The sequence below is a fragment of the Aneurinibacillus uraniidurans genome, from assembly GCF_028471905.1.
GTDB classification, from domain to species: Bacteria; Bacillota; Bacilli; order Aneurinibacillales; family Aneurinibacillaceae; genus Aneurinibacillus; species Aneurinibacillus uraniidurans.
In genome coordinates this window covers 375,013-385,000 of sequence record NZ_CP116902.1, presented here as the reverse complement: position 1 = coordinate 385,000, position 9,988 = coordinate 375,013, and the positions used below count along the sequence as shown (strand labels likewise).

12 protein-coding genes (1 of these 12 cut by a window edge) are annotated in these 9,988 nt (G+C 49.3%); all 12 read right to left on the bottom strand.

Going from position 1 to position 9,988, the window contains the following annotated elements:
• Positions 1-445: the 5' portion of a bifunctional phosphoribosyl-AMP cyclohydrolase/phosphoribosyl-ATP diphosphatase HisIE gene (gene hisIE, locus PO771_RS01870; RefSeq protein WP_272561621.1), read on the bottom strand. The gene continues 209 nt to the left of window position 1, outside the view; only the first 445 of its 654 coding nucleotides appear in the window; its start codon is at positions 443-445; its stop codon lies beyond the left edge, outside the window.
• Positions 446-1,222, bottom strand: coding sequence for an imidazole glycerol phosphate synthase subunit HisF (gene hisF, locus PO771_RS01865; protein ID WP_272561620.1), 777 nt, complete (start codon positions 1,220-1,222; stop codon positions 446-448). It abuts the gene before it with no gap.
• A 3-nt stretch (positions 1,223-1,225) separates the two neighbouring features.
• Positions 1,226-1,960 carry a 1-(5-phosphoribosyl)-5-[(5-phosphoribosylamino)methylideneamino]imidazole-4-carboxamide isomerase gene (gene hisA / locus PO771_RS01860; protein ID WP_272561619.1) on the bottom strand — a complete coding sequence of 245 codons (735 nt, stop codon included), beginning with the start codon at positions 1,958-1,960 and terminating at the stop codon, positions 1,226-1,228.
• A gap of 24 nt (positions 1,961-1,984) precedes the next feature.
• Positions 1,985-2,608, bottom strand: a complete 624-nt coding sequence (hisH, locus tag PO771_RS01855; protein ID WP_272561618.1) for an imidazole glycerol phosphate synthase subunit HisH — start codon at positions 2,606-2,608, stop codon at positions 1,985-1,987.
• Positions 2,609-2,610: 2 nt separating this feature from the next.
• The gene (hisB, locus tag PO771_RS01850; protein ID WP_272561617.1) at positions 2,611-3,195 is read right to left on the bottom strand and encodes an imidazoleglycerol-phosphate dehydratase HisB; all 585 of its coding nucleotides are present in this window, start codon (positions 3,193-3,195) and stop codon (positions 2,611-2,613) included.
• Between the two features lie 11 nt (positions 3,196-3,206).
• Positions 3,207-4,484 (bottom strand): histidinol dehydrogenase, encoded by a 1,278-nt coding sequence (hisD, locus tag PO771_RS01845; protein WP_272561616.1) that lies wholly within the window; start codon positions 4,482-4,484, stop codon positions 3,207-3,209.
• Entirely contained in the window at positions 4,485-5,129 is a 645-nt protein-coding gene (gene hisG, locus PO771_RS01840) for an ATP phosphoribosyltransferase (RefSeq protein ID WP_272561615.1), read from the bottom strand.
• Positions 5,129-6,295: an ATP phosphoribosyltransferase regulatory subunit gene (locus tag PO771_RS01835; RefSeq protein WP_272561614.1), complete on the bottom strand. Its 1,167-nt coding sequence runs from the start codon at positions 6,293-6,295 to the stop codon at positions 5,129-5,131. Before PO771_RS01835 ends, hisG begins: the two co-directional genes overlap by 1 nt.
• Positions 6,296-6,820: 525 nt before the next feature.
• Positions 6,821-7,312 carry an acyltransferase gene (locus tag PO771_RS01830; RefSeq protein ID WP_272561613.1) on the bottom strand — a complete coding sequence of 164 codons (492 nt, stop codon included), beginning with the start codon at positions 7,310-7,312 and terminating at the stop codon, positions 6,821-6,823.
• A 10-nt stretch (positions 7,313-7,322) separates the two neighbouring features.
• Positions 7,323-7,979 (bottom strand): pyrophosphatase PpaX, encoded by a 657-nt coding sequence (gene ppaX, locus PO771_RS01825; protein ID WP_272561612.1) that lies wholly within the window; start codon positions 7,977-7,979, stop codon positions 7,323-7,325.
• A 30-nt stretch (positions 7,980-8,009) separates the two neighbouring features.
• Complete coding sequence (lgt, locus tag PO771_RS01820; RefSeq protein ID WP_272561611.1) at positions 8,010-8,837, bottom strand: prolipoprotein diacylglyceryl transferase; 828 nt, start codon at positions 8,835-8,837, stop codon at positions 8,010-8,012.
• Positions 8,838-8,850: 13 nt separating this feature from the next.
• Entirely contained in the window at positions 8,851-9,783 is a 933-nt protein-coding gene (gene hprK, locus PO771_RS01815; RefSeq protein ID WP_272561610.1) for an HPr(Ser) kinase/phosphatase, read from the bottom strand.
• Positions 9,784-9,988: the final 205 nt, after the last annotated feature.

Here is a 9,988-nt window from a genome sequence, read left to right as displayed (position 1 = left end):
TTGTATATGATCCTTCCGGCATCTCCGCTTCTCGCTTCGCAATCAGAGACTCCAGTTTGTTAATGATATCAAATCGACCGTCTGTCTCCACCGCTGTCGGTTCTGGGTTTCCAGATGCCGCTTCCCCTGTCAGCAGTGACTCCGTAAAGCAGGAGTATACATTTTTGTGGCAGGCTGGACCTGCCGGAATTACTTTTACAACGAGGGAATCTCCGTCGCAGTCATACGTAATATCGACTACGCGCTGTGTATTGCCTGATGTAGTCCCTTTGTTCCATAGCTCCTGGCGCGAACGGCTCCAGAACCATGTTTCGCGTGTCTCGATCGTTTTTTTGAGCGACTCTTCATTCATGTAGGCAAGCGTCAGCACTTCCTTACTCTGTGCATCCTGCACAATCGCTGGGATTAAGCCGTTGCTGTCAAATTTCAAATCTTGCACATTCATTTATACCGTCTCCTCTGTTATACGCATCTCGATCTTACGCTCATGTAAGTACTGCTTTACTTCTTGAATGGATGTTTCCTTATAATGAAAAATCGAAGCTGCCAGCGCTGCATCCGCTTTTCCTTCTACAAATGCATCATAAAAGTGCTCCTTTGAGCCTGCACCGCCGGAGGCAATGACCGGAATACGAACAGCTTCCGATACCGCCCGTGTCAGTGCCAGCGCAAATCCGTCTTTTTGTCCGTCCGAATCCATACTCGTCAGCAAAATCTCACCTGCACCAAGTGCCGCCACCTGCTTCGCCCACTCGACCGCATCGATGCCTGTCGCCGTACGTCCACCGTGTGTGTACACTTCCCAGCCCGTTCCATCTGCTTTTGCCTTCGCATCAATCGCGACCACAATACACTGGCTGCCGAACACTTCCGCCCCTTCCCGTACAAGTTCCGGGCGCTTAACGGCTGCTGTATTCACGGACACTTTGTCTGCTCCAGCCCGCAAGATGCGGCGCATATCTTCCACCGCATTAATGCCGCCACCAACCGTGAACGGAATCGTTACGTTCGCCGCTGTATTCTCGACCACCTCGACCATCGTCTCCCGACCTTCATGGGAAGCTGAAATATCGAGGAATACAAGCTCGTCCGCGCCTTCGTCACTGTACCGCTTCGCCAGCTCAACTGGATCACCGGCATCGCGCAAGTTTACAAAGCTAATCCCTTTTACAACCCGACCTTCTTTTACATCAAGACACGGGATGATTCGTTTTGCCAGCATGCACTACACCTCCTGCACGCTGCGCAGCGCCTGTGCAAGATTGATCCGGTCTGTGTACAATGCCTTACCTACAATCGCACCGCCGACTCCGTCTTTTGCGTACTGCGCCAATTCGAGCAGATCCTGCTCCACGCTCACACCACCGGATGCGATGACGGTTTTGCCGATCGCACGCGCCAGCTGTACCGTTGATTCTGTACTCGGCCCTGCTAGCGTGCCGTCACGGGAAATATCAGTGTAGATGAACGTCTCTGCTCCCTTGGAAATGAGCACTTTCGCCAGTGCTTCCGCCGTTACCTCAGACGTTTCCAGCCAGCCATGTGTCGCCACATAGCCATTGCGGGCGTCAATACCAATCGCCACCTTATCACCGTACTTCGCCAGCACCTGCTCCGCAAATGGCTGATCCTGAATCGCCGCTGTTCCGAGAATCACACGGGCTACGCCACTCTCGATGTAGCGTTCTATATCTTCCATTCGGCGCAGGCCGCCGCCAATTTGAACGGGTACGTCAAGCGTACGAGCAATTTCACATACAACTTCATGATTAACCGGCTGGCCTACTTTTGCGCCGTCAAGATCAACCAGGTGAACCCACTGTGCACCCTGCGCTGCCCATTGCTTCGCCATGTCGAGCGGCGAATCGCCATATACCGTTTCTTGATTGTAGTCGCCTTGTAACAGGCGCACACACTTGCCACCGCGAATGTCAATCGCCGGGTAAATAATGAAACTCATCTCCACACCCTCATTTCTATCTCATTATGTCGTACGCGCCGTTTCACATAGCTCCGCAAAATTTTGCAATAGCTTCATGCCAACTGTCCCACTTTTCTCCGGGTGGAACTGCATGCCATACACATTGCCCTTGCCAACAATCGCTGGCACTTCCTGATAATAATCTGCCGTCGCTAGCAATACTGGACGGTTTTCCTCTGTCGGCTGCAGGAAGTACGAATGTACAAAATACACATATCCCTGCTCCACGCCGTTAAAAATCCGATTATCCTGCAAGAATGCCAACCGATTCCAGCCCATATGCGGAACTTTGTAATCTCCTTCAAAACGCTCAACGCGACCTGGAAGAAGCCCTAATCCTTCGTTCGCACCGTGCTCGGTACTGCTATCAAATAACAGCTGCATTCCAAGGCAAATGCCGACAAGTGGTTTGCCACTCGCTACGAACTGGTGAATCGGTTCAATGAGACCCAGTTCTCGCAAGTTTTTCATCGCATCGCCAAATGCACCAACCCCCGGCAGAATCGCACCGTCTGCTGCAAGCAACTCATCAGCCGTGGATACGAATTTGTACGCATACCCGAGGCGCTCCACTGCCTTGCTCACACTATGCAAGTTGCCCATTCCATAGTCAATTATCGCGATCATCGTTACAACATTCCTTTCGTGGACGGGACCCCTTTCACACGCGGGTCGATCATCGTCGCTTCATCAAGCGCACGGCCAAGTGCTTTGAATACCGCTTCAATCATGTGGTGCGTGTTATGTCCATAGTGCACAATAATATGGAGCGTAATGCGCGCTTCAAGTGCCAGCTTCCAGAAAAATTCATGGAACAATTCAACCGGGAAATTGCCGACATTCGCAGATGGGAATTCAGCACGATATTCAAGGTGCGGGCGGTTGCTAATATCAATAATGACCTGACCAAGTGCTTCATCCATCGGAACAAACACACTTGCGTACCGCTTAATCCCTTTCTTGTCACCGAGCGCTTCCCGCAGCGCCTGACCTAAACAGATTGCAATATCTTCTACTGTATGGTGGTAGTCAATCTCGATATCGCCTTTTGCCTGTACATTCAAGTCAAACTGACCATGCTTTGTAAATAGATCGAGCATATGATCGAGAAATGGAACATCCGTTTTTAATTCACTACGGCCTTCGCCGTCTATAGCAAACGATAAAGTAATATCCGTTTCATTTGTCTTACGTGCAAGAGATGCCTGACGCATGCTGGTTCCCCCTAGTTCTGTTCGTTATCAAGGCGAATCTGAATCGCCCGCGCATGTGCTTCTAGCCCCTCCTGGCGGGCAAGGGCCACGATTTTTTGTCCGTTCGCCAGTAAATCCTGACGACTGTATGAAATCAAGCTTGTTTTTTTGAGGAAATCATCCACATTGAGCGGGGATGAGAACCGTGCCGTGCCGTTCGTCGGCAGAACGTGGTTCGGTCCGGCAAAGTAATCGCCTACCGGCTCCGAGCTGTATGCACCAAGGAAAATCGCCCCGGCGTTTTTCAGCTTACCTACATACTCCATCGCATCTTTCACTATGACCTCAAGATGTTCCGGAGCGAGACGATTAACTACATCAATGCCTTGTTCCAGACTATCCACGATGCAGATCGCACCGTGATCACGAATGGATTTCTCGGCGATTTCCCGACGCGGCAGAACCGCAAGTTGTTTCTCGACTTCCTGCTGTACTGCTTTGGCCAGTGTACGACTTGGTGTAACCAAAACAGAGGACGCCATCGCATCGTGCTCCGCCTGCGACAGCAAGTCAGCCGCCACATAACCAGGGTTTGCTGTGTTATCTGCCAGCACGACAATCTCACTCGGTCCAGCTACCATATCGATATCAACTAAGCCGAATACTTCTCGCTTTGCCAATGCTACATAAATATTCCCCGGACCCACAATTTTATCAACCGGCTTGATCGTTTCCGTTCCATATGTGAGAGCCGCAATCGCCTGGGCGCCGCCGACTTTGTAAATCTCCGTTACACCAAGCGTTTGCGCCGCTACAAGCACGCCTGGATTGACTTTTCCATCCTTGCCTGGCGGCGTAACCATCGCGATCTCTTCTACCCCGGCTACTTGTGCCGGAATGGCATTCATCAAGACAGAGGACGGATACGCCGCTGTGCCGCCCGGTACATACAGACCGACACGCTGCAATGGACGGATAAGCTGACCAAGCATCGTACCAGACTCTTTCGTCGTCATCCATGACTGACGCATCTGACGGCTGTGGTAATCACGAATGTTAATTGCGGCTGCCTCAATTGCTTCGCGTACTTCCGGGCTAATATTTTGCTCAGCCTCCGCAAATTCTGCTTCACTTACTCGCATGCTATCTAACATAATGCCGTCAAAGCGAGCGGTATAATCGAGTACTGCTTGATCGCCGTTCTGTTTTACCTGTGCCAGAATATCAAGCACAGCCGCACGCTGCGTGTCAGTTCCATTCTCTACATCGCGGCGTGTAGAAAAATTGTTAGCCTCTACAATGCGTATCATTTATTTCTCCTCCACAATTGACGCGAACTTCTCATATACATAATCAACCGCTTCGCTCTTCATTCGGTAGCTTACCCGATTGGCGATCAGGCGGGTCGTGATCGGTACGATTTCTTCTAATTCAACCAGGCCATTCTCTTGTAATGTACGTCCAGTTGACACAATGTCCACAATCCGGTCGGCAAGTCCAATGAGTGGTGCCAGTTCGATGGAGCCATTTAGCTTGATGACTTCCACCTGCTGACCTTGCTCTCGAAAATATTTCGATGCAACACGCGGATATTTCGTCGCGACACGCGGCGTGCCACTCGTCGGTTTCCAGTCTGGCAGACCCGCAACAGACAAGCGACAACGACTAATCTGCAGGTCCAGTAACTCGTATACATCGCGGTCTTCCTCAAGCAGCACATCTTTCCCTACTACCCCGATATCCGCCACACCATATTCTACATATGTCGGAACATCCGTTGGCTTAGCCAGAATAAAATCAAGGTTTGCCTCCGGAACGGGAACAATCAATTTCCTGGAATCGTCAAACTCTGGTGGGAGCGGCACCCCGGCACGACGTAACAGGTCCGCCGCTTCTTCAAAAATCCGCCCTTTCGGCATCGCTACAATTAATCGGTCACTTGCCTGCATCGCCATTATGCTCCCTCCTTCGTCAGGTCAATAATATCGGTATATTGAGAAAAATCAGCCGCCAGCCATTCATCCTTCCGCTGCGCAACGACCACTTTTCCTTCTTCTATGCGCAGACGACGCGCTAGCTCCAACGCTTCCTGACGCTGTGATGCTCGATACAAAATCAGGCTTTTTTCTACCTTTATTGGCGTATCGCCTACCGCTTCAAGCAGTCTATCCATCTGAACGGCAAATCCGGTAGCTGGACACGGACGTCCAAACTGTGCCATTAGGCTGTCATACCGTCCACCTGTACAAAGGGCAAACCCTTGATTCGCTGCATACCCTTCGAATAAAACGCCTGTATAGTAATCAAGGTTGCTGCTCATGTTCAGATCCAGAATGACAGAGTCTGTTACTTGATACGCTTCGAGCGCTTCCCATAATTCATACAAGTTCGCTACGGCTCGGCGTGCCTGACCGTTCACCGTAATCGCCTCAGCTCGTGCAATGAGCTCCTTACCGCCGCGCAGCTTCAACAACTCACGCAGACGCGCTTCGTTTTCAGCTGGGAGCTTTAGTTCTTTCACATATTGACGGAACCCTACATAATTACGGCAGTGCAAGTACTCTCGCAACACATCGCGGTCTTCTTTGCGCGGAACCGTTTCTTCGAACAGCCCCTCCAGAAATCCCACATGCCCAATCGCAATTTTAAACGTTTGTACCCCTGCGGCTTTTAATACAGATACCGCAAGCGCAATCGCTTCTGCATCCGCGTCCACCGACGCTGAACCGATGTTTTCAATGCCCAGCTGGACAAACTCCGCATTGCGTCCTGCCTCTTTCGCTTGTGCCCGGAATACGCTCGCGCTGTACATCAGGCGTAAGGGAAGCGGCTCATCTTTTAAAAGCGACGACGCCACACGTGCGATCGGGGCCGTCATATCGGGCCGCAGCACCACGGTTTTACCCTGCCGATCGAGTAATTTGAATAGTTTGTTATCAATAGTGGCACTCGCGCCACCGACTGTATCGTAGTATTCAAGCGTCGGGGTCATAATCTCCGCATATCCCCATTGTTCCATGCACTGCTTTACTTTATCTTCAAGCTTGCGCTGTTTCTTCAACAAATCCGGGAGTACATCTCGCATACCGAGCGGTTTTTCAAAGCCTAACGGTCTCGACATCAGTGTTTCTCTCCTTTATATCCTTTAGTTCGCTACCAAGCTAAAGGATTGTTATTGATTGTAAGTCTACCACGAGGAATCGTGCTTGTAAAGAGGGGGAAAGCGATTAGTTTGAGCCGAGCAAGGAGGAGGCAGCGTTCGAAAGCTTGTTGTTTCTTTTTAGCAGAGAAGTATAAACTGCCCGCTCCGCCAAGAAACGGGGGAACGGCAAAACATCTGGGTTTCTTAACGATGGAGCCAATTGCCGTTCTTAATCCCCGTTTCTTGCCTCCGCTCGGTATAAAAAGAAAAGACAGCGCTTTTCGAACGCTGTCTCCTCTAGCTTTGTCAAAATAATTGCTTCCGCTTCCCTTACAACACTCTTAGCCTAACAAAAACCATGAGAGTATGAACACCGGAAGTATATGTTCAAAAAGCATTGCCCTGAAGCGGACAGTTACACTTCTTTGCCGAAAAGAAACAGACAGCGTTTGAACATATACTTCCCGCTTGCCTCATACCTCCTTCATGATTTTTTGCACTCGATTAAGAGGGCTGCCGGATGATCTGCATCGGATTCCCCCCGACGAATGCCCCGGCTGGCACGTCTTGATGCACAAGTGTTGCCGCTGACACGATCGCTCCATCGCCAATCGTCACGCCCGGAAGAATCGTCGAGTTTGCCCCGATCATTACATTCGAGCCGATCTTGACATCACCGAGCCGATACTCTTCTATTAAATACTCATGCGCAAGAATCGTCGTATTATATCCAATAATGCTGTTGTCTCCAATCGAAATGCGCTCCGGAAACATCGAATCCATCATGACCATCAGTGCAACCGATGTTTGCTGGCCGATCTTCATGCCCAGAAAGTTACGATACATCCAATTTTTCATCGGGAGCCATGGAACATAGCGAGCGAGTTGGACAACAGTGAAGCATTTCATAACTTTCCAGAAGCTCACCGTTCTGTAAATCTGCCAGAGCGAATTAGCGCCCGTCACCGGGTAGCGTTCTGTTTTTCGCTTTGCCATATGCCACCTCTTACTCGCTTTCGATTGGCTGCTTGACGATCTGAATTAAATCAGACATATCATTCAGCAAATACGTTGGCTCGAATGTAGAAAGAAACGACGCCCCTTTCAGACTCCACGCTACACCTGCTGATGCCACACCCGCATTTTGTGCTGCCTGAATATCGTACTGGCTGTCTCCAACCATTAATGTACGAGTCGGGTCAGCATTCAGCAATTCGATGGCTTTTAACACTGGAGCTGGATGCGGTTTGTGCTCTTCCGTATCCTGGTAGGCCACAAATGCGTCCATATATTTATCAAGTCCAAACATGCGTACTCCCATTTCCGCAGTATGGCGCTGTTTTGTAGTCACAATCCCCATTTTCACACCCATAGCTGCCAAATCATGTACCGTCTGCACAACATTCGGAAATTCGCGTACAAGCTCGTCATGTACGAGGTCATTATGCTCACGGTACACCTGCACCAGCTCGTCTACATGCTCGGGTCCGAATATCTCCATCTGGTCATACAACGGCTTACCCATATGCGGGAGAATGTCATCACGCGTATATTTGCCTGGATAGTATTTTTCTAATGTATACATAAATGAAGTTAAAATCAGGTTGTTCGTGTCAATCAGTGTACCATCAAGATCAAACAGCACATACTCATATCGCAACATTATATCCCTTCCTTATGTACGTATTATTTCTCACTCTTCTCCATATCGCTTATCGGCATAGCCAAGACGGCGACGTACAACCATCAGGATCAGTGCCAGTACAATCAGCACCAAACTAATCACCTGTGCCATACGCAAGTAATCTGTCAGCATCAAACTGTCCGTCCGCAATCCCTCTATGAAAAAACGTCCAATCGAATACCAGATGATATACGTCAGGAACAAGTCTCCACGCCGTAATCTGACCACCCGGCGAAGCGTAATAAGCAGCAGAAAGCCCGCCAGGTCCCAGATTGATTCATACAGGAATGTCGGATGATAATACTGGTATGTATTCGTTATCGGGTCAAGGATGTACATCTGATTGATAATAAACTGCGGAAGATGCAGCCGTTGTAGAAACTCCAGCGTCACCGGCCCACCATGCGCTTCCTGATTCATAAAATTCCCCCAGCGACCGATTGCCTGCCCAATAATTAAGCTCGGTGCTACAATGTCTGTCAGACGCCAGAACGAAATATTATGAACTCGAGAATAGATATAGCCCGCCAAGATCGCCCCAATTAACGCACCATGAATCGCGATTCCACCATGCCAGATTGCAATAATCTCACTCGGATGCGTGCTGTAATATTCATCCCAGCGAAAAATAACATAATAAATACGCGCCCCAATAATCGCAGCCGGAACCCCGTACATGACCACATCCATAATAATCTCCGGGTCCATGCCGACCCTACGCGCTTCTCGTAAGGCAAGCAACAGCCCAACAAGTGCCGCTGTCCCCAGAATAAGTCCATACCAATGTACAGGGATCGGCCCCAGATGGAACGCGATCGGGTTAAGAGCCTTTACCATATCGTATCTCTCCTTAGATGTCGTCTGCCGCTTCTTCGATCGTATCTGTCAGTTTCTTACTAAATACAACCGCTGCATTATAGCCCATACGCTTCAGACGGAAGTTCATCGCCGCTACTTCCACGATCACCGCCAGGTTACGCCCTGGACGAACTGGAATCGTCATTTGTGGTACGTCTGTGTCTAAAATTTTTAACTTCTCTTCATCTAATCCTAGACGCTCATACTGCTTCTCCGGGTCCCAGATTTCTAAGCGAATGACAAGTGTGATCCGCTTAAAATTCCGAATCGCCCCGGCACCAAATAGCGTCATGACATTAATAATGCCAACACCGCGGATTTCAAGCAAATGCTGAATCAACTCTGGAGCACTACCAATCAGCTGATTCTCCTGTGTTTGTCGTACTTCCACTGCATCATCCGCTACCAGGCGATGGCCACGTTTTACGAGTTCAAGCGCCGTTTCACTTTTTCCGATGGAACTCTGTCCCACAATGAGCACGCCGATCCCGTATACATCGACAAGCACCCCATGCATCGTCGTTGTCGGAGCTAATCGTCCTTCTAGATAGGTTGTCAATTTACTTGACAGTTTCGTAGTTGCAAGAGAAGACGTCAGAACAGGAATTCCACGTTCTTCGGCTTTTGTGAGCAGAATGGTCGGAACTTCACAGCCATGCGCCACACAAATACACGGTGTCTGCTCATCTAGCAGACGTTCAGCACTTTCTGCCTTTTCTGCATCGGATAACATATCGAAAAAACTCATTTCTTTCTGCCCGAGTAATTGTACACGCTCGGCAGGGTAGAACTGAAAATGCCCGGCAATCTCAAGCCCCGGACGACTGATATCACTTACAGTGATTTCCCGGCGTACACCCGCTTCCCCAGCGGCCACTTTTAAATGGAAATGATTAATAATATCCCGCACATGCGTTTTCTTCACATGTTCCACCCTTTCTTTCTATAATGATTGTTCCTATTGTATCATATTGCCCGTCCACTCCTCATTTTTATGTTTTCTCTCCTCATTACATCTTCACTAAATCAGGAAGAAATATTTTTCCTTGCTTTTCCTTATCACGTTATAATAAGTAAAAAGATCATATGATCAGATAATTATGCTGATCCAATAAAAAGGAGGAATCATA

What these genes read in the sequence shown, in the direction of transcription:
- hisF (WP_272561620.1), bottom strand. Translation starts at nt 1,222, where the DNA reads ATGCTGGCAAAACGAATCATCCCGTGTCTTGATGTAAAAGAAGGTCGG.
- hisA (WP_272561619.1), bottom strand. Translation starts at nt 1,960, where the DNA reads ATGAGTTTCATTATTTACCCGGCGATTGACATTCGCGGTGGCAAGTGT.
- hisH (WP_272561618.1), bottom strand. Translation starts at nt 2,608, where the DNA reads ATGATCGCGATAATTGACTATGGAATGGGCAACTTGCATAGTGTGAGC.
- hisB (WP_272561617.1), bottom strand. Translation starts at nt 3,195, where the DNA reads ATGCGTCAGGCATCTCTTGCACGTAAGACAAATGAAACGGATATTACT.
- hisD (WP_272561616.1), bottom strand. Translation starts at nt 4,484, where the DNA reads ATGATACGCATTGTAGAGGCTAACAATTTTTCTACACGCCGCGATGTA.
- hisG (WP_272561615.1), bottom strand. Translation starts at nt 5,129, where the DNA reads ATGGCGATGCAGGCAAGTGACCGATTAATTGTAGCGATGCCGAAAGGG.
- PO771_RS01835 (WP_272561614.1), bottom strand. Translation starts at nt 6,295, where the DNA reads ATGTCGAGACCGTTAGGCTTTGAAAAACCGCTCGGTATGCGAGATGTA.
- PO771_RS01830 (WP_272561613.1), bottom strand. Translation starts at nt 7,312, where the DNA reads ATGGCAAAGCGAAAAACAGAACGCTACCCGGTGACGGGCGCTAATTCG.
- ppaX (WP_272561612.1), bottom strand. Translation starts at nt 7,979, where the DNA reads ATGTTGCGATATGAGTATGTGCTGTTTGATCTTGATGGTACACTGATT.
- lgt (WP_272561611.1), bottom strand. Translation starts at nt 8,837, where the DNA reads ATGGTAAAGGCTCTTAACCCGATCGCGTTCCATCTGGGGCCGATCCCT.